Annotated in this window: 26 protein-coding genes; 10 read left to right on the forward strand and 16 right to left on the reverse strand. The window is 71.2% G+C overall.

Annotation, left to right across the window (positions count from 1 at the left end; genetic code table 11):
- The 4 genes from ACWDX9_RS38195 to ACWDX9_RS38210 all read right to left on the reverse strand — a co-directional run.
- A partial coding sequence (locus tag ACWDX9_RS38195) for an NRDE family protein (protein WP_449963119.1) occupies positions 1-159 on the reverse strand: 159 nt, incomplete at its 3' end.
- A 70-nt stretch (positions 160-229) separates the two neighbouring features.
- On the reverse strand, positions 230-997 hold the full coding sequence (locus ACWDX9_RS38200) for an SCO1664 family protein (RefSeq protein WP_449963066.1): 768 nt from the start codon (positions 995-997) through the stop codon (positions 230-232).
- Positions 994-1542, reverse strand: coding sequence for a DUF3090 domain-containing protein (locus tag ACWDX9_RS38205; protein ID WP_355200806.1), 549 nt, complete (start codon positions 1540-1542; stop codon positions 994-996). The genes ACWDX9_RS38200 and ACWDX9_RS38205 overlap by 4 nt, the downstream gene beginning before the upstream one ends.
- A 9-nt stretch (positions 1543-1551) precedes the next feature.
- A complete protein-coding gene (locus tag ACWDX9_RS38210) occupies positions 1552-2238 on the reverse strand; it encodes a histidine phosphatase family protein (protein ID WP_449963069.1) in 687 nt (228 codons plus the stop codon).
- 124 nt (positions 2239-2362) lie between these two features.
- Between ACWDX9_RS38210 and ACWDX9_RS38215 the strand changes: the two genes are divergently transcribed.
- Together ACWDX9_RS38215 and ACWDX9_RS38220 are read left to right on the forward strand one after the other, a co-directional pair.
- Positions 2363-3310: an aldo/keto reductase gene (locus ACWDX9_RS38215; protein ID WP_449963072.1), complete on the forward strand. Its 948-nt coding sequence runs from the start codon at positions 2363-2365 to the stop codon at positions 3308-3310.
- 136 nt (positions 3311-3446) lie between these two features.
- Entirely contained in the window at positions 3447-4274 is an 828-nt protein-coding gene (locus tag ACWDX9_RS38220) for a hypothetical protein (protein WP_449963075.1), read from the forward strand.
- A gap of 87 nt (positions 4275-4361) precedes the next feature.
- On the opposite strand, the gene fabI is transcribed toward ACWDX9_RS38220, so the two are convergent.
- A complete protein-coding gene (gene fabI / locus ACWDX9_RS38225; RefSeq protein ID WP_449963078.1) occupies positions 4362-5126 on the reverse strand; it encodes an enoyl-ACP reductase FabI in 765 nt (254 codons plus the stop codon).
- A gap of 1 nt (position 5127) precedes the next feature.
- Positions 5128-5823 carry a beta-ketoacyl-ACP reductase gene (locus ACWDX9_RS38230; protein ID WP_350735304.1) on the reverse strand — a complete coding sequence of 232 codons (696 nt, stop codon included), beginning with the start codon at positions 5821-5823 and terminating at the stop codon, positions 5128-5130.
- 77 nt (positions 5824-5900) lie between these two features.
- Here ACWDX9_RS38230 and ACWDX9_RS38235 point away from each other — a divergent pair, with 77 nt between their 5' ends.
- Entirely contained in the window at positions 5901-7397 is a 1497-nt protein-coding gene (locus ACWDX9_RS38235; protein WP_449963081.1) for a TldD/PmbA family protein, read from the forward strand.
- Positions 7394-8764, forward strand: coding sequence for a metallopeptidase TldD-related protein (locus ACWDX9_RS38240; RefSeq protein WP_449963084.1), 1371 nt, complete (start codon positions 7394-7396; stop codon positions 8762-8764). The genes ACWDX9_RS38235 and ACWDX9_RS38240 overlap by 4 nt, the downstream gene beginning before the upstream one ends.
- Before the next feature lie 27 nt (positions 8765-8791).
- Here ACWDX9_RS38240 and ACWDX9_RS38245 read toward each other — a convergent pair whose 3' ends face one another.
- On the reverse strand, positions 8792-9349 hold the full coding sequence (locus ACWDX9_RS38245; protein WP_449963087.1) for an arsenate reductase/protein-tyrosine-phosphatase family protein: 558 nt from the start codon (positions 9347-9349) through the stop codon (positions 8792-8794).
- A 122-nt stretch (positions 9350-9471) separates the two neighbouring features.
- Positions 9472-9684, reverse strand: a complete 213-nt coding sequence (locus ACWDX9_RS38250) for a dodecin (RefSeq protein WP_344995469.1) — start codon at positions 9682-9684, stop codon at positions 9472-9474.
- Positions 9685-9783: 99 nt separating this feature from the next.
- Between ACWDX9_RS38250 and ACWDX9_RS38255 the strand changes: the two genes are divergently transcribed.
- Positions 9784-10098: a DUF3099 domain-containing protein gene (locus tag ACWDX9_RS38255; RefSeq protein ID WP_350735295.1), complete on the forward strand. Its 315-nt coding sequence runs from the start codon at positions 9784-9786 to the stop codon at positions 10096-10098.
- Between the two features lie 303 nt (positions 10099-10401).
- Here the strand turns inward: ACWDX9_RS38255 and ACWDX9_RS38260 are convergent, their stop codons facing one another.
- From ACWDX9_RS38260 to ACWDX9_RS38270, 3 genes are all read right to left on the reverse strand, one after another.
- Positions 10402-11640, reverse strand: coding sequence for an NTP transferase domain-containing protein (locus tag ACWDX9_RS38260; RefSeq protein WP_449963090.1), 1239 nt, complete (start codon positions 11638-11640; stop codon positions 10402-10404).
- A gap of 4 nt (positions 11641-11644) precedes the next feature.
- Positions 11645-12634 carry a GTP 3',8-cyclase MoaA gene (gene moaA / locus ACWDX9_RS38265; protein ID WP_449963093.1) on the reverse strand — a complete coding sequence of 330 codons (990 nt, stop codon included), beginning with the start codon at positions 12632-12634 and terminating at the stop codon, positions 11645-11647.
- Between the two features lie 165 nt (positions 12635-12799).
- Positions 12800-13168 carry a winged helix-turn-helix transcriptional regulator gene (locus ACWDX9_RS38270; RefSeq protein ID WP_350735291.1) on the reverse strand — a complete coding sequence of 123 codons (369 nt, stop codon included), beginning with the start codon at positions 13166-13168 and terminating at the stop codon, positions 12800-12802.
- 105 nt (positions 13169-13273) lie between these two features.
- Here ACWDX9_RS38270 and ACWDX9_RS38275 point away from each other — a divergent pair, with 105 nt between their 5' ends.
- Entirely contained in the window at positions 13274-14011 is a 738-nt protein-coding gene (locus ACWDX9_RS38275) for an NAD(P)-dependent oxidoreductase (RefSeq protein WP_449963096.1), read from the forward strand.
- 348 nt (positions 14012-14359) lie between these two features.
- Here ACWDX9_RS38275 and ACWDX9_RS38280 read toward each other — a convergent pair whose 3' ends face one another.
- The 3 genes from ACWDX9_RS38280 to ACWDX9_RS38290 form a co-directional block, all read right to left on the reverse strand.
- Positions 14360-14848: a hypothetical protein gene (locus ACWDX9_RS38280; RefSeq protein WP_364256492.1), complete on the reverse strand. Its 489-nt coding sequence runs from the start codon at positions 14846-14848 to the stop codon at positions 14360-14362.
- A gap of 152 nt (positions 14849-15000) precedes the next feature.
- Positions 15001-16203, reverse strand: coding sequence for a hypothetical protein (locus ACWDX9_RS38285; RefSeq protein ID WP_449963099.1), 1203 nt, complete (start codon positions 16201-16203; stop codon positions 15001-15003).
- A 106-nt stretch (positions 16204-16309) separates the two neighbouring features.
- Positions 16310-18151: an AMP-dependent synthetase/ligase gene (locus ACWDX9_RS38290; RefSeq protein WP_449963102.1), complete on the reverse strand. Its 1842-nt coding sequence runs from the start codon at positions 18149-18151 to the stop codon at positions 16310-16312.
- A 140-nt stretch (positions 18152-18291) separates the two neighbouring features.
- On the opposite strand from ACWDX9_RS38290, the gene ACWDX9_RS38295 reads away from it, so the two are divergent.
- Positions 18292-19749, forward strand: a complete 1458-nt coding sequence (locus tag ACWDX9_RS38295) for a peptide MFS transporter (RefSeq protein WP_449963105.1) — start codon at positions 18292-18294, stop codon at positions 19747-19749.
- Positions 19750-19759: 10 nt separating this feature from the next.
- A complete protein-coding gene (locus tag ACWDX9_RS38300; RefSeq protein WP_350735280.1) occupies positions 19760-20368 on the forward strand; it encodes a trimeric intracellular cation channel family protein in 609 nt (202 codons plus the stop codon).
- 165 nt (positions 20369-20533) lie between these two features.
- On the opposite strand, the gene yczR is transcribed toward ACWDX9_RS38300, so the two are convergent.
- Positions 20534-21964, reverse strand: coding sequence for a MocR-like transcription factor YczR (gene yczR / locus ACWDX9_RS38305; protein ID WP_449963109.1), 1431 nt, complete (start codon positions 21962-21964; stop codon positions 20534-20536).
- Between the two features lie 63 nt (positions 21965-22027).
- Between yczR and yczE the strand changes: the two genes are divergently transcribed.
- Complete coding sequence (gene yczE, locus ACWDX9_RS38310; RefSeq protein WP_449963112.1) at positions 22028-22633, forward strand: membrane protein YczE; 606 nt, start codon at positions 22028-22030, stop codon at positions 22631-22633.
- An 80-nt stretch (positions 22634-22713) separates the two neighbouring features.
- Positions 22714-24468 (forward strand): glycoside hydrolase family 15 protein, encoded by a 1755-nt coding sequence (locus ACWDX9_RS38315; RefSeq protein ID WP_364256471.1) that lies wholly within the window; start codon positions 22714-22716, stop codon positions 24466-24468.
- Positions 24469-24476: 8 nt separating this feature from the next.
- Here the strand turns inward: ACWDX9_RS38315 and ACWDX9_RS38320 are convergent, their stop codons facing one another.
- Positions 24477-24923 (reverse strand): lytic transglycosylase domain-containing protein, encoded by a 447-nt coding sequence (locus ACWDX9_RS38320; RefSeq protein WP_449963116.1) that lies wholly within the window; start codon positions 24921-24923, stop codon positions 24477-24479.
- Positions 24924-24977 lie beyond the last annotated feature (54 nt).

The following is a 24977-nucleotide window of genomic DNA, read 5'->3' on the forward strand; positions in this document are numbered from 1 at the left end:
GGCCAGCCAGGTGCCGCCGGCCTTGAGGTCGCGCCCGCCGACCACGCCCGGATGCTCCGGCCAGTGCTCGCCCGGCGCCTCCCACGGGCGGTCGGTGAACTCGTCTCTGACGCCCATGAGGGTGAGCGTCCGCCCGGGTTTCACGATCAGCGTGCACATGGGGCAAAGGGTAATAAACGGGCTTCGGCCGCCGCCGGGAGGGGCGGGCCCTGACGGGCCCGGGAACGCCTTAGATCGGGGGCCAGGGGATGGCGGGCCAGCCCTCGGAGGGGTACGGGTGCACGCCGGTGTCCAGCAGCCGCCTGACCCGCTGCCAGGTGGCCTCGACCTCCTCCAGGCTCAGCAGCTCGCGCAGCCTGCGCCCGAGGGAGCCGGACTCGATGTCGCGCTCCAGTTTGGCCAGCACGGCCACCGCCTCGCGGGCGAGGGGCTTGCCGCGCCACTGCCACAGCACGGTGCGCAGCTTGTCCTCGACGGAGAAGCAGACCCCGTGATCGACCCCGTAGACGTGCCCCGTGGGCAGCGGCAGCAGGTGGCCGCCCTTGCGGTCGGCGTTGTTGACGATCGCGTCGAACACCGCCATCCGGCGCACCAGCGGATTTCGGCTCTTGACCAGCCGCTGGAGGTCGACCTCGCGCTCGGTGTCGATCCAGAGCTGGACCATGCCGGGCCCGAAGGGGCCGTCGCGGTAGACGGTGGGCGGCACGATGTTCCAGCTGGTCGCCTGCGACACCTCGAACGCGGCCACCTCCCGGGCGGCCAGCGTGCCGTCGGGGAAGTCCCACAGCGGGCGCTCGCCGCGTACCGGTTTGTAGACGCAGGCGGCCGAGCGGGAGCCCAGCTTGACCGAGCAGTAGAGCGTCATGTTGGTGGCCTCGACGAGGCGGCCGGCCACCTCCAGCCGGCCGTCGCGCAGCAGCGCGAGGGCCTCGTCCTCCTGCATGGACGGCGGCTGCCGGGACGGCTTGACTGCCGGTTCGCTCTCCGGAGCGGTCATGAAGCCGCCTCACCCCCGCGATATCCGTTGAGGCGCACGCAGACGTGCCCGGAAGCGTCGAGCGGCTGTCCGCACAGCGGGCACGGTGGTCGGCCCGCGGAGACGATCTCGAGGGCCCGCTGGGTGAAGGCGCGAGCGGCTCCCGCGCTGATGCGCACCCGCAGCACCGCGGGGTCGGCGGCCTCGACGTCTTCCTCGTCGACGACCTCCTGCGCCTCGATCACCACTTGCGACCTCTCCGCGTCCCAGGCCAGCGCCATGGTGCCCACCCGGAAGTCCTCCGCGACGGGCACCTCGAGCGGCGCGTCGTCGGCCAGGTCGGCCGGCGCCAGCGCCGGGACGTGCGCGGTGCCCCCGCTCAGGCGCAGCACCTCGTCCAGCAGCTCGTCCAGCCTGCCCGCGAGGGCGGCGACCTGCAACTTCTCCAGCGCCACCGTGGTCAGTCTGCCCTCGGCCCTGGCCTGCAGAAAAAAGGCGCGCGCGCCCGGCTGCCCCAGGGCACCGGCGACGAACCTCTCTGGTGGGTCGTAGTCGAAGACCGGCATACGCTGACCTTACGTGGTTCCGGGTCCGCCGCCGACGGCGGCATCGCTCCCGGTGATGTTTTCTCCCCCGTCTTTCTCCTCCGAATCCTCGGGGAGCCGCAATTCCCCCATATCGTTGAGCCTGAGAACAAAGGGGCGTAGGGGGGCATAGCGAATGATGGTCAGGGCCGCAGGATCGGCTGTTATCCGCTGAAAGTGATCGAGGTGCAGGCCCAGAGCGTCCGCGACGATCGATTTGATCACGTCGCCGTGGCTGCAAACCAGGTAGACAGCCTTCTCCCCCAGGCGTTGATTCCACTCCCGGACCGCCGCGACGGCCCGGTGTTGCATACCGGCCAGGGACTCCCCTTCCGGAAATGTCACGGCACTGGGATGCGCCTGCACCACCTGCCACAGCGGCTCCTTGGCGAGCTCCTTCAGCGGGCGGCCGGTCCAGCCGCCGTAGCCGCACTCGATGAACCGGTCGTCGATCAGCACGTCCATCCCGCGCCCGTCGGCGACCGCGTGGGCCGTCTCCCGGCAGCGTTCGAGGGGGCTGGAGACGACGGCGTCCAGCCTGACGCCCGCGACGCGGGCGGCCAGCGCCTCGGCCTGCGCCCGGCCGGCCTCGCTCAGATGCACCCCCGGCGTACGCCCGGCCAGCACCGGGCCGGTGAGGTCCGTCAGCCCGTGGCGGGCCAAAAGCAGCGTGGTCACCCGGCAAGTGTCTCAGGCGTGGATCACAACATTTCACCGTGGGCCGCCACCGCCGCGCCGACCGCGAACAACAGTGGTGCGGCAGCCCGATGAGCAGGTTTCTTGTTGGTAACCTGGCGGGATCATGCAGCAGCGCTATGTCGGCCACAGCGGCCTGTCGGTGTCCCGGCTGGGGCTCGGCACGATGACCTGGGGGCGTGACACCGACGCCGAGGAGGCGGCCGCCCAGCTCCGGACGTTCCTGGACGCGGGTGGCAATCTCGTCGACACGGCCGACGTCTACACCGGTGGCGACTCCGAGCGGCTGCTGGGCCGGATGCTGCGCGACTCGGTGCCGCGCTCGGAGCTGGTGATCTCGACCAAGGCCGTGGTGACGCCGACCGGCCGCCGGCCGCGCGACGCCTCCAGGCGCCACCTGATCGCCGCGGTCGACGACTCGCTCAACCGGCTCGGGCTCGACTACGTCGACCTGTGGCAGCTGCACACGTACGACGCCGAGGTGCCGATGGAGGAGACCCTGGCCGCGCTCGACGCGATCGTCTCCTCCGGACGCGCCGTCTACGCGGGCGTGTGCGACTACACCGGCTGGCAGCTGGCCGTCGCGGCGGTCACCCAGAAGATGATCCCCGGCCGCATCCCGATCACCTCGGCGCAGGCCGAATACTCGCTGCTGGCCCGCGAGCCCGAGCGCGAGCTGCTGCCCGCCGCCGCCGAGCTGGGCGTGGGCGTGCTGGCCTGGTCGCCGCTGGGCCGCGGGGTGCTGACCGGGAAATACCGCACCGGCATCCCGGCCGACTCCCGGGCCGCCACCCCGCACTTCGCCGACTTCGTCCGGCCGTATCTGGATGAGCGCAGCCGCAGCGTCGTCGAGTCGGTCATGACCGCCGCGGACGGGCTCGGCGTCTCACCGCTGGCGGTCGCCCTGTCCTGGGTCCGCGATCAGCCGGGGGTCGCCTCGGCCATCGTCGGAGCCCGTACGCACGCGCAGCTCACGGGGGCCCTGACGGCCGAGGACGTGGTGCTGCCCATAGAGATCCGAGATGCCCTCGATGACGTGTCGTCACTCGACTGACCCCTCGCCCCAGGAACGAGAGACCCCCTCGCGTATCACTACTCGATACCGAATCGCAACTTTACCTGCCAAACGCCTGCGTCTCATGTCCGATGTCCATAAAGATTTCCCCCGGAAGCGACGCAGGAGGGGACGGATGGGGAGCAGGGCCGCGATCTCGGCTGGAGTTCTCGCGGTGGCGCTGGCGGCCGTCCCAGGGGCCGCGACAGCCGCGGCGGCCGACGCGCAGGACTGTACGCGCGACGGGGGCCTGCTCTCCGGAGTGACCAACACACTGTGCGACGTGGTGAACACGCTCACCGGCACGGTCGACACCTTGACCGGCGGGACCACCAAAAAGGTGACGGACGGCGTGAACGACACCAGCGACGAGGTGCTCGGCCGGGTCGGAGAGGTGGCGCCGACCACCAAGGCCACGCCTGACACCAACTCCTCGGTGTCGCCCTCCACCTCCGCGACGGGGCAGGACGACTCTCAGGACAGCGCCTGCCGGCCGGGCCAGGCCTGCGCGGACGAGGAGGCCACGCAGAAGCTCTCCCCCTCGCCCGCCCCCTCTCCCTCGCGTACGTCGCGGCCCCGCGAATGGGGCGTGGAGTCCCTGCCCAGCAAGCGGCCCACGGCGCCGGAGCAGCACCCGCAGACCGTGGACACGGGGCGGCCGGTGATCGAGAAGGAGACGAAGGTCGACACGGACGAGCCGCGGGTGGACCTGCTGTGGCCCAATCCGTTCGCCCACGAGCTGACCCTGCCGATGCAGGACAAGCGGGTGGTACGGCCCAGCCCGCCCGCCTCGGACGTGCTGGGGACGGCGCTGACGATCGCGCTGCTGGGGTCGGCGGTGCTGGCCACGCGGATCGTCCAGCAGCGGCGCCAGCGCACGGAGCCGGTGGAGTCGATCCCCTTCGAACCGGCGCGCGCCGGCAGCGGCCCCGGCGCCGGCAACGGCCGTCACCGCGTGGCCTGAGCGGCCGCGCACCCAAGAGCAGGTCCGCGACCCCGGGCGTCGAAAAGCGGGGCCCCGCGACCCGCGAGACCCCGCCCCAGCCTCAGATCAGGTGCCGACGGCGTGGACGCCGCCGTCCACGTGGACGATGTCGCCGGTCGTCGCCGGGAACCAGTCCGACATGAGCGCCACGCACGCCTTGGCCGCCGGAATCGTGTCCGACAGGTCCCAGCCCAGCGGGGCCTTCGCCGGCCAGCTGTCCTCGAACTCCTTGAAGCCCGGGATCGACTTGGCCGCCATGGTGCGCAGCGGACCGGCCGCCACCAGGTTGACGCGGATGTTGTGCGGCCCCAGGTCGCGGGCGAGATAGCGGCTGCACGACTCCAGGCCCGCCTTGGCCACGCCCATCCAGTCGTAGACGGGCCACGCCTTCGTGGCGTCGAAGTCGAGGCCCACGACCGCCCCGCCCTCCTTCATGAGGGGCAGGCAGGCCACGGCGAGGGACTTGAACGAGTAGGTCGACACGTGCAGGGCCGTGGCGACGTCCTCCCACGTGGTGTTGAGGAAGTTGCCGCCCAGCGCCGTCTGCGGGGCGAAGCCGATCGAGTGGACCACGCCGTCGAGGCCGTCCACGTGCTCGCCCACCCGCGCCGCGAGCGTGTCGAGGTGCTCGTTGCTCTGGACGTCGAGCTCCAGCACCGGCGCCGGCGCCGGCAGCCGCTTGGCGATGCGCTCGACCAGGCTCAGCCGGCCGAACCCGGTGAGCACCACCGTGGCGCCCTCCTCCTGGGCCAGCTTGGCCACCGAGAAGGCGATCGAGGCGTCGGTGAGCACGCCCGTCACGAGGATCCGCTTGCCTTCGAGAATTCCCACGTCAGTGCCCCATTCCGAGTCCGCCGTCGACCGGGATCACGGCCCCGGTGATGTAAGAGGCGTCGTCGCCGGCCAGGAAGCGTACGACGCGTGCCACCTCCTCGGGCGCCGCCTGGCGGCCGAGGGGGATGCGGGAGACGATCGCCTCCTGGTCGAGGTCGGCCGTCATGTCGGTGGCCACGAAACCGGGCGCGACCACGTTGACCGTGATGTTGCGCGAGCCGTACTCGCGGGCCAGGGAGCGGGCGAAGCCGACCAGCCCGGCCTTGGAGGCGGCGTAGTTGGCCTGTCCGGCCTGGCCGGACAGGCCGACCACCGAGGAGATGAGGACGATCCGGCCGCGCTTGAGCTTCATCATCGGGCGGATGGCCCGCTTGGCCACGCGGTAGGCGCCCGTCAGGTTGGCGTCGATGACGTCGGTGAAGGTGTCTTCCTTCATCATCGCCAGCAGCGTGTCCTTGGTGATGCCGGCGTTGGAGACGAGGACCTCGACCGGGCCCTGCTCCGCCTCGACCTTGTCGAACGCGGCCTCGACGTCGGCCATGCTGGTGACGTCGCAGCGCACGCCGAACAGGCCCTCGGGCGGCTCCCCCGATCGGTAGGTGACCGCGACGGCGTCGCCGGCCGCGGCGAGTTCACGGGCGATCGCGAGGCCTATGCCGCGATTGCCCCCGGTGACGAGTACAGAGCGTGCCATGGCACCAGACGCTATCTCCTACCGGCGGGTATGCGGTTGTCCGGGTGGCACAAGATCACAGGGTTAGGATCGTGGACATGCGCCAGATCGATCCCGACTTCCTGGAGCTGCCGCTACGGCAGCTGGCGGACGCCGCCCTGCAACGCGCCCGCGAACTCGGCGCCGAGCACGCCGACTTCCGCCTCGAACGCGTCAGAGCCGAGACGCTCAGCCTTTATGACGCCCGGCTCGAAGGCGCCATGGACGCCGACGACCTGGGCTACGCCGTGCGTGTCGTCAAGGGCGGCACGTGGGGGTTCGCGGCGGGCATCCACCTGACGCCGCAGGCCGCCGCGGCCGTGGCCGAGCAGGCCGTGCGGGTGGCGGAGGTGAGCGCCCCGATCAACCGCGAGCCCATCGAGCTGGCTCCCGAGCCGGTGCACGCCGAGGCCGTGTGGGTGTCGGAGTACGACGTCGACCCGTTCGAGGTCTCCTCGGCCGACAAGGTGAGCCTGCTGGCCGACTGGTCGGCCGGCCTGCTGAAAGGCGCCGACCACGTGTCGGCGCGGCTGCTGCAGGTCAAGGAGCAGAAGTTCTACGCCGACACGGCCGGCACGGTCACCACGCAGCAGCGGGTGCGGGTGCACCCGAAGCTCAACGCGATGAAGGCGCACGAGAACGGCTTCGACGACATGTCGACGCTCGCGCCGCCGGTCGGGCGCGGCTACGAATACCTGACGGGCACGGGCTGGGACTGGCAGGGCGAGCTGGCCAGGCTGCCCGAGCTGCTGGCCGAGAAGCTGGCGGCGCCCTCCGTCGAGGCGGGCGACTACGACCTGGTCATCGACCCGTCCAACCTGTGGCTGACGATCCACGAGTCGATCGGCCACGCGACCGAGCTGGACCGGGCGCTCGGCTACGAGGCGGCCTACGCGGGCACCAGCTTCGCCACGTTCGACCAGCTGGGCGAGCTGGTCTACGGCTCGCCGCTGATGAACGTGACCGGCGACCGCACGGTCACGCACGGCCTGTCCACGATCGGCTACGACGACGAGGGCGTGCAGGGGCAGAGCTTCGACATCGTCAAGGACGGCATCCTGGTCGGCTACCAGCTCGACCGGCGGATGGCCCTGATGAAGGGGCTCGGGCGGTCCAACGGGTGCGCGTTCGCCGACTCGCCGGGGCACATGCCGATCCAGCGCATGGCCAACGTGTCGCTGGCGGCCGCGCCGGACGGCCCCTCCACCGACGAGCTGATCTCGGGCGTGGAGCGGGGGATCTACATCGTCGGCGACAAGAGCTGGTCGATCGACATGCAGCGCTACAACTTCCAGTTCACCGGGCAGCGGGCGTACCGGATCTCCCACGGGAAGCTGGCCGGGCAGGTCAGGGACTTCGCCTACCAGGCGACCACGACGGACTTCTGGCAGTCGATGGAGGCCGTCGGCGGGCCGCAGACGTACGTGCTCGGGGGCGCCTTCAACTGCGGCAAGGGCCAGCCGGGCCAGGTCGCGCCGGTCAGCCACGGCTGCCCGTCGGCGCTGTTCAGGGGCGTGCGGATCCTCAACACCGTTCAGGAGGGTGGCAAAGCATGAGGCCGCAGGAGATGGTCGAGAAGGCCCTGGAGCTCTCGGCGAACGACGACTGCGTGGTGCTGGTGGACGAGAACTCCACGGCCAACCTGCGGTTCGCGGGCAACACGCTCACCACGAACGGCGTCGCCCGCTCCGCCCGGCTGACCGTGATCTCGATCGCGGGGCAGAGCGTCGGGGTCGTGTCGCGGGCCGCCGTACGCGAGGATCAGCTCGCGGACGTGGTGGCGGCGGCCGACGCGGCCGCGCGGGAGGCCCAGCCCGCGGAGGACGCCCGCGCCCTCGTCGAGGGCGTGCCGCAGTCGCCGCACTGGGGCTCCGCCGTCGAGCCGACCGACATCGGGGTGTTCGAGGGGTTCGCGCCCGCGCTCGGCGACGCGTTCGCGGCGGCCGAGGCGGGCGGCAGGAAGCTGTACGGGTTCGCGGAGCACTCGCTGACCTCGACGTTCCTCGGCACGTCCGCGGGCCTGCGACTGCGCCACGACCAGCCGACCGGGCGTCTGGAGCTCAACGCCAAGTCGGCCGACCTGAAGCGCTCGGCGTGGACGGGCGTGTCCACCGAGGACTTCACGGACGTGGACGTCGCGGCGCTCGACGCCTCGCTCACGCAGCGGCTGGAGTGGGCCAAGACCCGGGTCGACCTGCCGGCCGGGCGCTACGAGACGCTGCTGCCGCCGAGCGCGGTGGCCGACCTGATGATCTACCTGTTCTGGTCGGCGGGGGCCAGGGACGCGCTCGACGGGCGCTCGGTGTTCTCCAAGCCCGGCGGCGGCACGCGGGTGGGCGAGCGGCTGGGCACGCTGCCCGTCACGCTGTCGAGCGACCCGTCGGCGCCGGGCATCGCGTGCGCGCCGTTCGTCACGGCGCACGCCTCCAGCCGGGAGAGCTCGGTCTTCGACAACGGGCTCCCGCTGGGACCGACCGACTGGATCAAGGACGGGACCCTGGAGGCCCTGCTGCAGACCCGCTACTCGGCGGAGCTGAGCGGCCTGCCGGTGACGCCCGGGATCTCCAACCTGATCATGTCGGGCCCCGAGGGCGGCCGGTCCATGGAGGAGATGATCGCCTCCACGGAGCACGGGCTCCTCGTCACCTGCCTGTGGTACATCCGCGAGGTCGACCCGCAGACGCTGCTGGTGACCGGGTTGACCCGGGACGGGGTCTACCTGGTCGAGCACGGGGAGGTCGTGGGCGAGGTGAACAACTTCCGCTTCAACGAGAGCCCGGTCGACCTGCTCGGGCGGTTGACGGAGGTGGGCGCCGCCGGGCGCACGCTGCCCCGGGAGTGGAACGACTACTTCCAGCGCACGATCATGCCGGCGGTGCGGGTGCCGGACTTCAACATGTCCACGGTCAGCCAGGCCAGCTGACCTTCCCGGGCGCGGCCCCCGCCGTGATCAGCGGGGGCCCAGGAGGGCGCCCAGGGCGTGGCTGAGGGCCTCGCCGAGGGTCTTGGTGCACGCCTCGTAGCCTTCGTACGGGCCGCCGTACGGGTCGTACACCTCGGGCGCCCGGTGCGCGTCGCGCCGTTCGGCGGCCGACTCGACGATCGCCCGGGCCCGTTCGGCCGTGTCCGAGCGATAACGGCGGTGCCCCGCCCCGGTCGCCAGTTCGGCGAACTCCGGCAGCGTGAACGTCCTGCGCTCCGCCTCCGGGGCGATCCCGACGGCCACGGCCCGGTGTCCGGCCTCCATCGTCAGCAGCAGATCGGCCGAGCTGACCAGGTCGTGGTCCAGCATCCGGGCACGGTGCGCCCGGCCGTCCAGGCCCAGCCGGTCGAGGGCCGTGATCGCGTGGGGGGCCATCGATTGGCCGACCAGCGCGCGAACCCCCGCGCTCCCCGTCGCCACGGGCAGGTGCGCGGAGTTGAGCATCGCCTCGGCGATCACCTGCGCCATGGCGGAACGGCAGATGTTCGCCGTGCACACCAGCAGGATCCGGAACTCAGCACTCACACCGGCCAATCTAACCTCTCGCCTCCGGCGAGGGGCGGGGGGACGGCTCTCCGATCCCGGGGACCCGCACGGCCCCCTACGGCCGTCAGAGAGCCGTACGCGGCCCGCGAGGCGTTGCCGAGTCAGGCGTCCTCGAGGCGGAAGCCCACCTTCATGCCGACCTGGAAGTGCGCGACCTCTCCCGCGTCGATGTACCCGCGGATCTCCGTCACCTCGAACCAGTCGAGGTGACGCAGCGTCTGCGAGGCCCGCTTGATGCCGTTGCGGATGGCCTCGTCGACGCTCTCCCCCGACGTTCCGACGATCTCGGTCACCCGATACGTTCGATCCGTCATCTCCACATCCTCCTTACTCAAAGGCCATGATCGCATGACCCCTGTTCCCGCACCGGGGCGCTGTCGCACCCGGCCTGTTCCAGGTCTACGGTGGAAGACATGAAGGGGTGGCGCAGGAGACCAGACGTCCACCAGGTCACGGACGCCAAGCCGTCGCTGACGGACGACATCCGCAAGCGCGAGATCGGCTACCTCATCAAGATGGGCATCCGGACGATCTGCCTGATCCTGGCGGTCGTGGTGCCGGTGCCGTGGCCGTACCGGCTGCTGTTCATCGCCGCCGCAGTCTTTTTGCCATACATAGCCGTAATCGGGGCCAATGAGAGAGGGAAGGCTGCCCCTCCGCCTACCTTTGACACCCCTGAAGCTAACCAAACCGAGATACCGCTGCATCGACGCGAGATCGGGTCGTGACTAAGTCTTGACGCATCCCACGGGTTGTAGGTGTACGCTTTAGGCAAGCGCTCCGGTCCCCCGTCGGAGTGCTGGTGCCGGCGTTCCGGGCCCCCGTCGGAACGCCGATGAAGCGACGCCGGGTGGTTTGCCCCCGTAACCACCCGGCGTCGCCCTTTCCCGGAAGTTTTTGATCAGTTGGCGACGCCGACCTCAGTCGGATAGGGCCGCTTTCCCGAAACCGTTTGCACTCCCTCCCGCCTCGTTATTCACAGGAAATCTTCAGGCGGGAGGGCGGCTTGACTTCAAGAGTTCGTTCGAGTGTCAGCCGTCTGTCAGCGTCTCGGCTGTGGCCTGTCCCCAGTTCTTCGCCAATGTGATCAATTTCGCCGCCGCGTCGTCGGGGGCGGTCCCGGCGCCCTGGGCGAGGCCGAGCAGATACGCCGTCAGGGGCGCGGCCGGTCTCGCCACGCCGTGGGCGACCTCCTTGGTCAGGTCGAGAATCAGGTCGCGGTCCACGGTGGCCGGGTCGATGCCCAGCTCCTCGCAGGCCAGGGCGGTCCATTCGTTGAGCACGTTCATACGAGCCTCCTCCAGGTCGTCCATTGTGTCGCAGTCGAACCAGGGCCTTCCCGGCAGCGCCAGCCGTACGACCGTGAGGGGGCCGAGCAGGCCCTTGAGCGAGCGGCCCGGGTAGGCGGCCAGGGCCCGCTTGAGCCGCGCCGTCGGCCACACCCCGGCCAGCCACTGCTCCCGCCCGCCGTCATCCACCATCACCACCCCACCGACCGGCCCCTCCTCGGGGGCCGGTTCCGGGGCATCTCCGGACGCCGGCGCCACGGCATCCCGCGACGTCGGCCGTGCGACATTCCGCGACATCGGCCGCGCGTCGTCCTGAGACATCGGCTGTGCCGCCTGGCCGGGCATCGACGACCGCGCCGCAGTCGCGGACGTTGACTGCGCCGCGTTCCCGGCCGCCGCCACGACGACGTCGCCGGATGTCGGTCCTGCGACGTCGCCGGGCGCCGACCGCGCCGTCTGGCCTGGCGTCGGGCGTGCGGCATTGGCGGGCGTCCTCGCGGCGTCACCAGGCGTCAGCCCTGCGGCGCCCCCGGACACCGACTGCGGCGTCTCGCCAGGCGTCGGGTGTGCAGGGGCGACGGGCGGCTGGGGCGACGGGTCTCCGGCCGTGGTGTTGGGCGGTTGGGTTGTGGCGGCGTTCAGCAAGGACGTGACGTGGGGGGCGGTGATGAACGGCAGGTCGCCCGCGAGCAGGACCACCCATGGGGCGGTGACCCCGTTCAGTCCTGCCGCCAGAGCCGGGACGGGGCCGCTTCTCGGTGGGTCCTCGCGCACGAACACCACGCCCGGGATCGGGCGCTCAGGGCCGACGACGATCGTCGTGCGGGCGTCCGCGACGGCCGTCACCACGTGCTCGACCAGGGATCTGCCGCCCACGGTGAGGCCGGGTTTGTCCGCCCCGCCGAGCCGGCGCGCCTCTCCCCCGGCCAGGATCACCGCGTCGAAGGCCGGCTGACCCGGGCTCTCGGCCGAGGGCGCCACGCCGTCAGCCGCCGATGGCGGACATGGGCCTGGCCGGCTGGAGGAAGGAAGGATCGTCGATGCCGTGGCCGGCGCGCTTGCGTGACACGGCGGCGACCCAGCGTTCGGCCAGTTCCTCGTCGGAGGCCCCCTCGCGCATACGCGTCTTCAGGTCGGACTCCTCCCTCGCGAAGAGGCAGTTGCGTACCTGGCCGTCGGCGGTCAGCCGGACCCGATCGCAGGACCCGCAGAACGGGCGCGTCACCGACCCGATCACCCCGACCCGGCCGGGACCCCCGTCCACGAGGAACCGCTCGGCCGGCGCGCTGCCGCGCTCCTCCAGGTCGTCCGCCGCGAGGCCGAACCCGCTCGACAACCGGTCGAGGATCTCGTCGGCGGTGACCATGCCCTCGCGGGTCCAGCCGTGCTGGGCGTCGAGGGGCATCTGCTCGATGAAGCGCAGCTCGTAGCCCCGGTCGAGGCACCACCGCAGCAGCGGTACGGCCTCGTGGTCGTTGAGGTCGCGCATGAGCACCGCGTTGACCTTGACGGGACGCAGGCCCGCGGCGTCGGCGGCGGCGAGACCGGCGATCACGTCGGCGTGCCGGTCCCGGTGGGCGAGCCGCTTGAACATGTCGCGGTCGAGCGTGTCGAGCGAGACGTTGACCCGGTCCAGCCCGGCGGCGGCCAGCGGCTCGGCCAGCCTGGCCAGCCCGATGCCGTTGGTCGTCAGCGAGACCTGCGGCCTGGGGGTCAGAGCGGTGGTACGGGCGACGATGTCGACCAGCTCGCGCCTGATGAGCGGTTCGCCGCCGGTGTAGCGGACTTCGGTGATGCCCAGGTGCTCGACGCCTATGGTCACGAGGCGGACGATCTCGTCGGCGGTGAGGAGCTGCGCGTTGGGGAGCCAGTCGAGGCCCTCGGGCGGCATGCAGTACGTGCAGCGCAGGTTGCACTTGTCCGTGAGGGACACCCGCAGATCCGTCGCCACCCGTCCGAACGAGTCTCGCAACATGGGGCGTCACCTCCTGTTCGATCGCCAGAGGGCCAGACTACGACGCCTGTCCGGCGACGCTCAAAATCACTCCTTCACCACACGACAACACTTTGCGCCCTAGATCGATTCCGCACGAACCGGTCAGAACCGCGAGAAACGCCGCACGCGGTCGGCGTCAGGGGGTCATCCCGCCGCCTCGTACCATGCCTCGCGGGCGTTCATCAGTTCGGCCAGGTGGTTTCGCGACCACTCGCAGCCGGCGTTCATGGGCTCGATGAGGCTGCGGCCGAGGTCGGTCAGCTCGTACTCGACGCGCGGCGGGATCTCGTCGTACGCGGTGCGGGTGAGGAAGCCGTCGCGCTCCATGGCGCGCAGGGACTCGGTGAGGACCTTCGGGGTGATGCCGCGCAGCGTGACCTGGAGTTCCTTGAAGCGGCGTGGGCCCGATTCCAGGCAACGGATGAGCTTCGCGGTCCACTTGTCGCCGATGCGGATCGGCGCGACTACCGGAGGGCATCCGGTGAACATGTCCGGATCGAGTGGCTCGGCCATCCCGACATCGTAGGTAACTATCGTTGCGGAAAGCGATATCTCGCCCTTTACCGTCTCCGCTGAGCGGCCGGGGAGACCGGCCCAGGCAGAAGGGGCGTGGTGAAGGTGAGCAAGATCGTGGTGTTCGGCGCCGGTGGGCGGGCCGGGGTGCGGGTGGTCGCGGAGGCGGTCGGGCGGGGGCACGAGGTGACGGCCGTCGTCCGGGATCCCGGGAAGTACGCGGGGGTGTGGGGTTCGTCCGGAGCGGGTTCTTCCGGGGCGGGCTCGTCCGGGGCGGGCTCGTCCGGGGCGGGCTCGTCCGGGGCGGGTTCTTCCGGGGCGGGTTCTTCCGGAGCGCGGGTGCGGGTGGTGGCCGGGGACGTCACCGACCTTGCGGGCGTGGCGGAGGTCGCGGCGGGGCACGACGCGGCCGTCCAGGTGGCGGCCCGGCTGGACATGTCGTCGGAGGAGTTCTACACGGCGGCGGCCCGGGCACTGGTCGGCGGGCTGGGGCAGGCCGGGGTGTCCCGGCTGGTGGCGGTCGGGATCGGGAGCCTGCTGGAGGTCTCGCCGGGGGTTCGGCTCGTGGACACGCCGGACTTCCCGGCCGAGGCGCGGGCGTTCTCGCTGGGGCATGCGGCGGAGTTGGAGGTGTTCGAGAAGTCGGGGCTCGACTGGGTGGTGCTCGCGCCGCCGCCCGTGCTCCTCGATGAGTCGGCGTCCCGGACCGGGCGTTATCGGATCGGGGGCGGGGAGGTGCCGGCGTTGGAGCCCGCGTTCTCGTTCGCCGATCTGGGGGTGGCGGTGGTGGACGAGGTCGAGCGGCCCCGGCACCACCGCGTCCAGGTTGCTGTCTCGTACTAGCCGCCGCCGGTTGCTGTGCTTCCGGGACGTCTTCACCGCGCCGCCGCTTTCGGAACGCGCGGGTGGTGGGGCGTCCTGGGGCAGCCCGGGCGATGGAGCGCTCTGGGGACGTGAGGTGCGGGGCGTGTGGCACGCAGGACGCGCTCGGACACACGGCGCACGCTGGGCGTGGGGTCCGCTGGGCGTTGGGGGCGCCGGGCGTGAAGGTGCCGCCGGGCATAGGGCACGGGGTGTGAGGCGAACCCGGGACGTGGAGTTCTGGGGTGCGCAGGGCCGGGGTGCGCGGCGGTGGGAGGTTGGGGAAATGGGAAACGCCCGGCCGGGAAAGGCCGGGCGTTTCGGGGTGGATCAGCGGCGGCCGACGACCTTGACCCAGTCCTTGCCCTCCGCCGGGGAGAGCGAACGGGAGCCCTCGAAGACCGCGCGCCACGTACCCGACGTACGGGCCGGAACCCGCGTCGAGAAGTAGCCCTTGCCGCTGGTCCTGATGGTGTCCACGTACTCCCAGCGGCCGCTGCCGTCAGGCTGGAAGAGGATCACGATCCGCTTCCAGGCCAGGCGGTGCCAGCGCTCCGAGTCCTTGCAGTAGTCGGCATTGTGCACCGACACGAAGCCACTGATGTAGTCCTCGTCGCACTGCACGGAGAGCTTGCCCTCGAGAGTGATGGGCCGGCCCCGCCATGCGGGCTCGGGGTTCGCGTCGAACTGCAGGCTCGTGTAGCCCGCGACATCCGGGTCCAGGCCCGGGTCCGGGTCCGCGAGCGCGGGCGAGGCGGCGGTCGCCACCATCGTCGCGCCCAGGGCGGCAGCCGCCAGGCCGGCGGCTAGACGTCGCATCTTCAAAATGGAATTCCTTCCCCGTCTCGGACACGGCCCCAAGTCGGGGCCATGTCAACGCCAATGACGCGTAAGGGTAAGGAAAAGTTGTAGTAAAGCTGATCACAATTCCGCAACGGCGGTTTAAGGCCGTGCTATAGGTATCTTTTCGGCTATTGCGTAATTTGTCGGGACTTAGAGGCGTCTGAGGCGTAGTGTCCCGTTCCGGGATAGCGGACGCGCCAGAGGCCGCCCGCGCGGCCCGTGACCGTCGCCTCGAAGGTCCCGGAGGCGTCCGTCGTCGTCTGCCCGATCCGCTCCCAGGCCGAGGACTCGTCGCCGCGCCACAGGATCTCCAGCGGCTGCCTGGCGAACGGGCCGTAGTCGGTGTAGCCGCGCGGGTCCACCCGCCTGAGCGAGCCGCGCAGGCGTACCAGGTCGGAGCCCTCCAGCTTGTCCGCGCGGACCGACGAGAGCTTCGTGTCCCGCCTGAACTGGAACGACGCGTACTCGGTGACCGTCGTCCCGCCCGCTCCCCTGGCGGTGGCGGTGATCGTCCAGGTGCCGGTCGGGTAGTAGCGGTTCAGCTGCTTGTCGGGCAGGAAGCGCCAGGTCTCCCAGCCGTTCGCCATGCGGGCCGGCGCGCCGGATCCCGGTCCCGCGGTGTGCCAGGTCAGCTGCGGAGGGGTTCCCTCCAGAGCGTCCTCGGCCAGCTGCGGTGGTTGCGCTGCCGGAGCGACAGCGGGCGCCTGAACGGGAGCGGGTGCGGGGGCCTGAACAGGCGCAGGGGCCTGAACGGGAGCGGGTGCGGGTGCCACGGGCCGGGCGCCCGGGCGGGGCTGGTTCGGCGGTGCCGGTCGGGCGCCTGGCCGGGGCTGGTTCGGCAGTGCGGGCCGGACGCCCGGCCGAGGCTGGTTCGGCAGTGCGGGCCGGGCCACCGGTGCCGGACGGGGCGCCGTGCCCGGTGCCGGACGGGCCACCGGTGCGGGCCGGGGCGCCGTGCCCGGTGCGGGACGGGTGCCGACGGAGCCACTGGTGGGGGCGGGGCCGGAGCCCACCGAGCCGGTGTCGGGGGCGGGCGCCGGAGCCGGTGCCGGTGCCGGGGCTGGGGCCGGTGCCGGAGCCGGGATCGGTAGCTTGTCGGTCAGTACGGGGCCGGGCGGGGCGCCGGGTTCGACTTTGACGGTGACGCCGCCCTGGCCGCGCACGCCTTTGGCGACGACGTCGACCACCAGGCGTACGGAGTCGTTCGCCCCCACGATGGGTTCGGCCGGACGGACGGTGATCGCGCGGATGACGGGCTCGGTCGCGACCGGGGGGACGGGCACGGTGAGCGGCCCGGCCGCGAGCGAGACGAGAAGAAGGCTTCTGGTCATGATCGAGACGGTAGGAACCGGCCGGTAATGGCCAGGACCTCGACACACGCCACGAATGGCAAAACCGGGATCAGCCGCAGCAGGCGCGAACCCCGCGAAAGTCGCCCTAACGCGGCCCGCTGTAAAGGCCCTCGATGACGTCGGCGTACTTCGCGTGGATGATCCGCCGCTTGAGCTTCAGGCTCGGGGTGAGCTCCTCGGTCTCGGTCGTCCACTCGGTGCCCAGCAGCGCCCACTTCTTCACCTGCTGCACCCTGGCCAGCTTGGCGTTCGCGGCCTCGACCGCCGTCTCCACCTCCTTCATCACCTCCGGGTGCTCGGCCAGCTCCGCCAGCGAGGCGAACGCGATGCCGCGCGCCTGCGCCCAGCCCGGCGCCACCTCCCCGTCGAGCGTCAGCAGGGCCACCGGGTGCGGCCGGTTGTCGCCGTAGGCGAGGGCCTGGCCGACGAGCATGTGCTCCTTGAGGTGGTTCTCGATCTCGGCCGGGGAGATGTTCTCGCCGCCCGCCGTGATGATCAGCTCCTTCTTCCGGTCGATCACCCGGTAGAAGCCGTCCTCGTCGACCGTGCCGATGTCGCCGGTGTGCAGCCAGCCGCCGTCGTCGATGAGCTCGGCGGTGGCCTCGGGCCGGTTGACGTAGCCGCGGGTGTTGAGCGGGCTGCGGGTGAGGATCTCGCCGTCCTCGGCGATGCGGATCTCGACGCCGGGCTCGGCCCTGCCGACGGTGCCCAGGCGGTAGCAGGAGGGGCTGTTGCCGGTGAACGCGCCGGTCGTCTCCGTCATGCCGTACACGTCGATGACCTTGAGCCCGAGCCCGGCGTAGAAGTGCTGCACCTCGGCGGGCAGCGGCGCGGCGCCCGTGGCGGTCCACTCGGCGCGGTCGAAGCCGATCATGCCGCGGATGATCGACAGCAGGGACGCGTCCGCCTGCTCGTAGGCCGCCTGGATCTCGGGGGTGATCGTGCGCCCGTACTGGCCGGCCTCCACGTACGCGGCGCCCGCCCGCATCGCCTGGCGTACGGCGGCCTGCTGCTCCTCCGGCTGGGTGGCGAGCACGGCGAGCAGGCGGGCCATCATCTTCTCCCACACGCGCGGCACCCCGAAGAACATCATCGGCCTGACCTGCCCCAGCGTCGTGCCCAGGTTGGCCAGGTCGGTGCAGAAGTGCACGTGGGAGACCTTGACCAGGGGCAGGTAGAGGCTGAGGATGCGCTCGGCGATGTGCGCGTACGTGAGGTAGGAGATCTGCGTGCCCCTGACGGGCAGGTTCGTGATGCGGTCGGTGGCGGCGACCTCGTAGAAGACGTTCGCGTGGGTGAGGGGGACGCCCTTGGGCATGCCGGTGGTGCCCGAGGTGTAGAGGACGGTGACCACGTCGCCGGGGGTGACCGCGCTCATGCGGGACTCGACCTCGGCCGGGTCCGCGGCCAGGCGCGCGCGGCCCAGCTCCAGGAAGTCCTCCCACGACATGAACCGCTCGTCCGCAGGAGCCCCCTCCAGCATGATGATCCTGCGGAGCCCGTCCAGCTGGGACAGGACGGGCTGCCAGCGGGCCAGCTCGGCCGGGCCGCCCAGCACCGCGTACCTGGCGGCCACGTCCCCGGCCACGAACGCGATCTGCTCGGGCGCGAACGTCGAGTACACCGTGCAGCCGACCCCGCCGGCGTGCACGGCCCCCAGGTCGGCGAGCACGTGCTCGCTGCGGTTGACCATCATCACCGCCACCGACTCCCCCGGTTCCAGCCCGAGCGCGACGAAACCCGCGGCGATCTCCAGGACCCGCTGCCGCGCCCGCGCGTAGGTCAGCGTGGTCCAGCCGTCCCCGTCGGGGTCGGAGTAGGCGGGGGCGTCGGGGTGCTGCTCGGCGGCGTGCCTGAGCCGTTCGCAGACGGTACGGCCGGCGATCTGCCGCTCGATCTCGGCCCGGACTTCGAGGTCTTCGGCCATGGCGCGCGCCTCCAGTCAGTGTTCACTTGCGTGAGTGGCCTGCATCGCACCACACCGAGGGGGTAGCGGCAAGAGCCTGCGGAGGAAGACCCGCGTCCTTCACGTAGAGTGATCGACCGGGTGCACAGAGGGGGCGGCACATGAGCGGCAGGACGTTCTTCGGGCATCCCTGGGGACTGGCCACGCTGTTCGGCACCGAGATGTGGGAGCGGTTCAGCTGGTACGGGCTGCGGGCGATCCTCGCCACCTTCCTGGCCGCGTCACCGGCGCAGCAAGGCCTGGGCCTGTCGCAGGAGACGGCGCAGGCGGTCGTCGGGGTCTACGGCGCGCTCATCTACCTGGTGGCGCTGCCCGGCGGGTGGATCGCGGACCGGATCCTGGGGGCGCGCAGGTCGGTGTTCTGGGGCGGGTTCGTCATCATGCTGGGGCACATCAGCATGGCCCTTCCGGTGTCGTCGCCGTTCTTCGTGTGGCAGGGCCTGCTGCTGATCATCGCCGGCACCGGCCTGCTCAAGCCGAACATGTCCGTCATGGTCGGACGGCTCTACCCCGAGGGGGACGACGCGCGCAGGGACGCCGGGTTCTCCCTGTTCTACCTGAGCATCAACCTGGGCGCGTTCTTCGCGCCCATCGTGGTCGGCCGGCTGGCCACCGGCGACCGGTGGCACCTGGCGTTCGGCGCGGCGGCCGTCGGGATGGCGTTCGGCCTGGCCCAGTTCATCCGGGGCGGCCGCCACCTGCGGGGCATCGGCGAGCGGCCGGCCCACGCGCAGCACCGCCTGTTCTGGCGGGTGGCGGGGGTCGCGGCGGCGGCGGCGATCGCGCTGGGCGCGTGGGCGGCGACCGGCACGCTCACGGTCGACCGGCTCACCGTGGCGATCACCGTGGTCATCCTCATCGTGCCGGTGGCGTACTTCTCGTACCTCCTGCTCGGCAGCCACGACCTGACCGAGGACGAGCGGATCCGGATGAAGGCCTACATCTGGCTGTTCGTGGCCGCGTCCGTCTTCTGGATGATCTACGACCTGGCGCCGAGCAAGCTGCTGTTCTTCGCCAGGGACCACACCGACCTGTCGTTGTTCGGCATCCCGATCCAGCCGGCCACGACGCAGTCCTTCAACCCGCTGTTCATCATGATCTTCGTGCCGGTCTTCGCCGCGTTGTGGGTGCGGCTCGGGACGCGGGTGAGCACGCCGCAGAAGTTCGCGTTCGCGCTGATCGTCATAGGGGTGAGCTTCGTGGTCATGGCCGTCGCGGCGGCGCTGGCGGGGCCCGGCAGGGTGTCGGTGTGGTGGCTGGTGCTCGTCTATCTCATCCAGGTGTTCGGGGAGCTGTCGCTGAGCCCGGTCGGGCTGTCGGTGACGACGAAGCTGGCGCCCGAGGCGTTCAAGGGGCAGATGCTCGGGATCTGGTTCATCTCGCTGTCGGTGGGCGACGCGGTCGGCGGGCAGACGGGGCGGCTCGGCCGGGTGCTGTCGGATCCGATGTACTACCTGGTGCTGGCGGCGATGGCGATCGTGGCCGGGATCGCGTTGTTCATGTTCGCGCGGAGGTTGCGGGTGATGATGGCCGAGCACCACGAACCGGTCATACGGTAAATATTCCGACGTGTCTGAAATTCTCGACCTTGTCGGCATCTTCGTCTTCGCGTTGACGGGCGCGCTCATGGGCGTGCGCAAACGGCTCGACGTGGTCGGGATGGTGGTGCTGGCCGAGATGACCGCCCTGGGCGGCGGCGTCGTACGCGACCTGATCCTCAACGTCCGGCCCGCCGCCTTCCAGAGCCTCGGGTACGTGCTGGTGCCGGTGGCCGCGACGGTGATCGTGTTCTTCTGGCATCCGCACGTGGCGCGGGTGATGCCGCTCATCCTGGTGCTGGACGCGGCGGGGCTCGGGCTGTTCTGCGCGGTGGGGACGGAGAAGGCCCTGGAGTACGGCCTCGCCCCGCTGCACGCGGCGCTGCTGGGGGTGGTGACGGGCATCGGCGGGGGCATGCTGCGCGACGTGCTGGCCGGGGAGATCCCGACCTTGCTGTACGACCGCCAGCTGTACGCGGTGCCCGCGCTGCTGGGGTCGGGGGTGATGGCGGCGCTGTCGGCGTACGGGCTGCACGGCTGGCCGGCCACGCTGGCGGCGGCGGTGCTGGCGTTCGGGCTGCGGATCATGGCGATGCGCCGCAAATGGCGCGCCCCCTTGGCCCGGGGCTCCGGCGAATGAGACGCTCGGATGGCGGGATAGCAGACGACGTCGCACGCTGGAAGCGACTGGCGTGCTTCCCATCGGCCGGGCCTCTGGCCGAAGCTCTCGGATGCCCGCTGGTCACCACGGACGCCAAGTTGCGGTCCGCGTGCGGGCATCGGGCGGAGGTCGAGGTTCACCCCCTCACACCATCGCGATGAGCGCGTCCACCGGGCGGCGGGGGCCGGTGGGGCCGTGGTCGCGGGCGGCGCGGATGCGGGTGAGCGCTTCCGTCAGGACCTGGGGCGGCTGGGTGTAGGGCAGGCGGAGGTAGCCCTCCAGGGTGCCCTCCAGGCCGAACCACGGGCCGGGCGCGAGGCGTACGCCGTGGTGGGCGGCCGCCTCGGCGAGCGGCGTGGCGCCCGGGCCGTTCAGGCGCACCCACAGGGTGCCGCCCCCGCGCGGCACCGTGAACGTCCACTCGGGCAGGTGCTCGCGCAGCCCCGACACCAGCGCGTCGCGTGAGGCGCGCAGCGTGCGGCGGCGCTCGGCGCGCGTCTCCTCCAGCCGGTCGAACAGCCGCGCCACCACGAGCTGTTCCAGCACCGGGCTGGCGATGTCCACGGCCGCCCGGAACATGGCCAGCCGCCGGGCCAGCGCGGCGGTGGTGCGGACCCAGCCGATGCGCAGCCCGCCCCACCACAGCTTGGAGGCCGAGCCGATGCTGATCACCCGGCTGTCGGTGTCGAACGCCGCCGCCGGCGAGGTCCGGGGCACCTCCTCCAGCGCCAGCTCCGACCAGGTCTCGTCCACCAGCAGCATCGTGTCCGTACGCCGGGCCGCGCCCACGACGGCGGCGCGGGTGGCGTCGTCCATGAGGGCGCCGGTCGGGTTCTGGAAGTCGGGCATGAGGTAGGCCAGCCGCGCCCCCGACTGGCGCATGGCCCCCGTCACCAGGTCGGGCTGCCAGCCCTCGTGCGAGATGCCGACCGGGACGATCCTGGCGCCGCGCTGCCGGGCCACGTCGATGGCGTGCGGGTACGTCGGCGACTCCACGAGCACCGGGTCCCCCGCGCCGACGAGCAGGCCGAGCACGAGCTGGATGGCGTGCTGGGAGCCGGTCGTGACGAGGATCTGCTCGGGCCGGGTGGCCAGGCCCCTGGCGGTGTAGTGGGCGGCGACGCGCTCCCTGAGCACGGGCAGGCCGATGGGGTCGTAGCCGTTGCCCATGCCGTACACGGACAGGTCGTCCACCGCCTCCAGCATCGCCTGCCGCAGGGCCGACGGCGCGGGCGGGGCGGCGCACTGGAGCTGGACGAGGCCGTCGCCGTCGGTGCTGAGCCACGGGTTGTCGGCCGTGGTGGCCGGGTCCGGCAGGGCGGTCCAGCTGCCGGAGCCCTGGCGGCTCTCCAGGTAGCCGCGTTCGCGCAGCAGGTCGTAGGCCGAGGTCACGGTGGTGCGGCTGACCTTGAGGGTCTCGGCCAGGTGGCGTTCGGCGGGCATGCGGACGCGTACCGGGATCTGGCCGTCCATGATGAGGACGCGCACGCCGTCGGCGAGCGCGCGATAGTACGGACGCGCCGCCGGGTCGATCTTGATGAGCCGCGCCACCTGGGTCGCCGACAGATGCCTCATAAGGCCACTTTTCGTGATTGGCTCTGTTTTGGCAAGTCGGTTGGATGCCAATCTGTGGCCACTATGAGTGAAGCGACCGTCCCCCGGCTCAGTTCGTCCCTTCCCGCGCGCCTCGTCAGGCTGTACGGCGGGCTCGCGCTCTACGGCGCCGGCATCGGCCTCCAGGTCGAGTCCGGGCTGGGCAACGACCCGTGGGACGTGTTCCACCAGGGCCTGGCCCTGCGGACCGATCTGTCCATCGGGACCGTCATCATCGGCATCGGCGCGCTGGTGCTGCTGCTGTGGATCCCGCTGAAGCAGAAGCCCGGACTGGGCACGATCAGCAACGTCGTCTTCCTGGGCCTGTTCGCCGACGGCGCGATCTTCCTGCTGCCCACCCCGTCGCACCTGGTCCTGCAGGGCCTGTACGTGGTGCTCGGCGTCGTCGCCATCGCCCTGGCCACCGTGCTCTACATCGGCGCCGGGATGGGCCCGGGCCCCCGCGACGGCATCATGACCGGACTGATGCGGCTCGGCCTGTCGGTGCGGCTGGGCCGGTTCCTCATCGAAATCACGGTCCTGGCCGCCGGCTGGCTGCTCGGCGGCACCGTGGGCGTGGGAACGCTGGTGTTCGCGCTGGCCATCGGGCCGTTGACCCAGCTGTTCACCCGCTGGTTCCCCCTGACGTGATCCCGTGAGGGGGTCCGGGCATGACGCGACATGATCGGACCCCCTCACGGGATCACCCCTCATCCGAGTAGCGTCTAGGCATGCGGATCGAGGACTACGCCCTCATCGGGGACATGCAGTCGGCGGCTCTGGTGGGCCGCGACGGTTCGATCGACTGGCTGTGCCTGCCCAGGTTCGACTCGCCGTCCTGTTTCGCGTCGCTGCTCGGCAGCGAGCGCAACGGACACTGGTGGCTCGGCCCCACGGGCCGCAGACCGGCCACCCGCCGCCGCTACCGGCCCGAGACGCTCATTCTGGAGAGCGAGTGGGACACCCCGACGGGCACGGTCCGGGTGATCGACTTCATGCCGCCGCGCGACCGCAACCCCGACGTCGTGCGCATCGTGGAGGGCGTCTCCGGGACCGTGGAGATGTCCACGCAGCTGCGGGTGCGCTTCGACTACGGCCGGATCGTGCCGTGGGTGCGCCAGAGCGACGGCCACCTCCAGGCCATCGGCGGGCCCGACTCGGTGTGGCTGCACTCCCCCGTGCCGCTGAAGGGCGGCGACTACGCGCACCGGGCCACGTTCACGGTCAAGGAGGGCGACCGGTTTCCGTTCGTCTTCACCTGGCACCCCTCGCACGAGCCGATGCCGCCGCAGATCGAGGCCGACACCCAGCTGCGCGAGAGCGAGGCCATGTGGGCGGAGTGGGTCGCGCGGTGCACCTACCAGGGGCCGTACCGGGACGCCGTGGTGCGGTCGCTGATCACGCTCAAGGGCCTCACCTACGCCCCCACCGGCGGCATCGTCGCCGCGCCCACCACGTCGCTCCCCGAGGACGTGGGCGGCGTGCGCAACTGGGACTACCGCTTCTGCTGGCTGCGCGACGCGACGCTGACGCTCGACGCGCTGATCAGCTCCGGCTACCTGGAGGAGGCCGCCGACTGGCGCGCGTGGCTGCTGCGGGCCATCGCGGGCCGGCCCCAGGACCTGCAGATCATGTACGGCGTCGCGGGCGAGCGCCGGCTGCCCGAGCTGCGCCTCGACTGGCTCGACGGCTACGAGGACTCCCGGCCCGTCCGCATCGGGAACGAGGCGGTCAAGCAGCTCCAGCTCGACGTGTACGGCGAGGTGATGAACTGCCTGTTCGTCTCGCGCACGCGCGGCCTGTCACCCGACGACCGGGCGTGGACCATCCAGCGGGAGCTCCTCGACTACGTGGAGGACCACTGGGACGAGCCCGACGAGGGCCTGTGGGAGGTGCGCGGGCCCCGGCGGCACTTCGTGCACTCGAAGGTGATGTGCTGGGCGGCGCTGGACCGGGCGGTCAAGTACGTGGAGCGGTTCGGCCGCACCGGCCCGGTGGACAAGTGGCGCACGCTGCGCGACGTCGTCCGCGCCGAGATCCTCTCGAAGGGCTACGACGCGCGGCGCAACACCTTCACGCAGTCGTACGGGTCGTCGGAGCTGGACGCGTCGCTGCTGATGATCCCCATGGTCGGCTTCCTGCCGGCCGACGACCCCCGGGTGGTGGGGACGGTGGCGGCCATCGAGAAGGAGCTCATGTCGGACGGGTTCGTGCTGCGCTACCCGCTGGCCGCGGACAACGACGTGGACGGCCTGCCCGGCGGGGAGGGGGCCTTCCTGGCGTGCAGCTTCTGGCTGGTGGAGGTGATGGCGATGCAGGGCCGCAAGGAGGAGGCGAAGGCGCTGTTCGAGCGGCTGCTGACGCTGCGCAACGACGTGGGGCTGCTGGCCGAGGAGTACGACCCCCGCTACAACCGGCTGGTCGGCAACTTCCCGCAGGCCTTCAGCCACGTCCCCCTGATCCACGCCGCGCGCGCCCTGTCGTAGCGGGGGGCCTACGGGCCGGTGAGGCGGCGCTCGCCGGCCGTGGTGATCACGAACACCTGCCAGTTGTAGTAGGCGTAGTAGTTCCTCGGGTCCCGCTTCATCTGGCGGGCGTGCAGGAGGATGGCGTTCACGTACGCACGGGAATGGTTGTACGCGTACAGCGCCCGCCGGTAGTCGCGGGGCGCCCCCGAGGCGCGCAGGTAGTTGGCGGCGCCCATGACAGCGTCGCGCGGGTCCTGCACGTCGCCGCCCATGCCGTACGCCTTCCAGGTCCCGGGCATGAACTGCATGGGCCCCTGGGCGCCGACGTTGCTGTCCGACTTGACCCGGCCGAACTTGGTCTCCGCGAACATCACCGCCGCCAGCACCTCCCACTCCACCCCGAACTTGCGTTCGGACACCTGCATGTTCGAGACCTGCTGCGGAAGCGCGAGAAGAGCGGGGGTGGACGTCACGGGCGGATCTTCACCTCGCCGGTGAAGGTACGCCACCGGTCACCTGACCGGCGG

The organism is Nonomuraea sp. NPDC003201 (assembly GCF_053590415.1).

Bases quoted from the DNA above. Each gene is read 5' to 3' on its own strand.
- ACWDX9_RS38200 (WP_449963066.1), bottom strand. From the start codon at position 997: ATGACCGCTCCGGAGAGCGAACCGGCAGTCAAGCCGTCCCGGCAGCCG.
- ACWDX9_RS38205 (WP_355200806.1), bottom strand. From the start codon at position 1,542: ATGCCGGTCTTCGACTACGACCCACCAGAGAGGTTCGTCGCCGGTGCC.
- ACWDX9_RS38215 (WP_449963072.1), top strand. From the start codon at position 2,363: ATGCAGCAGCGCTATGTCGGCCACAGCGGCCTGTCGGTGTCCCGGCTG.
- ACWDX9_RS38220 (WP_449963075.1), top strand. From the start codon at position 3,447: ATGGGGAGCAGGGCCGCGATCTCGGCTGGAGTTCTCGCGGTGGCGCTG.
- ACWDX9_RS38230 (WP_350735304.1), bottom strand. From the start codon at position 5,823: ATGGCACGCTCTGTACTCGTCACCGGGGGCAATCGCGGCATAGGCCTC.
- ACWDX9_RS38235 (WP_449963081.1), top strand. From the start codon at position 5,901: ATGCGCCAGATCGATCCCGACTTCCTGGAGCTGCCGCTACGGCAGCTG.
- ACWDX9_RS38240 (WP_449963084.1), top strand. From the start codon at position 7,394: ATGAGGCCGCAGGAGATGGTCGAGAAGGCCCTGGAGCTCTCGGCGAAC.
- ACWDX9_RS38250 (WP_344995469.1), bottom strand. From the start codon at position 9,684: ATGACGGATCGAACGTATCGGGTGACCGAGATCGTCGGAACGTCGGGG.
- ACWDX9_RS38255 (WP_350735295.1), top strand. From the start codon at position 9,784: ATGAAGGGGTGGCGCAGGAGACCAGACGTCCACCAGGTCACGGACGCC.
- moaA (WP_449963093.1), bottom strand. From the start codon at position 12,634: ATGTTGCGAGACTCGTTCGGACGGGTGGCGACGGATCTGCGGGTGTCC.
- ACWDX9_RS38270 (WP_350735291.1), bottom strand. From the start codon at position 13,168: ATGGCCGAGCCACTCGATCCGGACATGTTCACCGGATGCCCTCCGGTA.
- ACWDX9_RS38280 (WP_364256492.1), bottom strand. From the start codon at position 14,848: ATGCGACGTCTAGCCGCCGGCCTGGCGGCTGCCGCCCTGGGCGCGACG.
- ACWDX9_RS38285 (WP_449963099.1), bottom strand. From the start codon at position 16,203: ATGACCAGAAGCCTTCTTCTCGTCTCGCTCGCGGCCGGGCCGCTCACC.
- ACWDX9_RS38290 (WP_449963102.1), bottom strand. From the start codon at position 18,151: ATGGCCGAAGACCTCGAAGTCCGGGCCGAGATCGAGCGGCAGATCGCC.
- ACWDX9_RS38295 (WP_449963105.1), top strand. From the start codon at position 18,292: ATGAGCGGCAGGACGTTCTTCGGGCATCCCTGGGGACTGGCCACGCTG.
- yczR (WP_449963109.1), bottom strand. From the start codon at position 21,964: ATGAGGCATCTGTCGGCGACCCAGGTGGCGCGGCTCATCAAGATCGAC.
- yczE (WP_449963112.1), top strand. From the start codon at position 22,028: ATGAGTGAAGCGACCGTCCCCCGGCTCAGTTCGTCCCTTCCCGCGCGC.
- ACWDX9_RS38315 (WP_364256471.1), top strand. From the start codon at position 22,714: ATGCGGATCGAGGACTACGCCCTCATCGGGGACATGCAGTCGGCGGCT.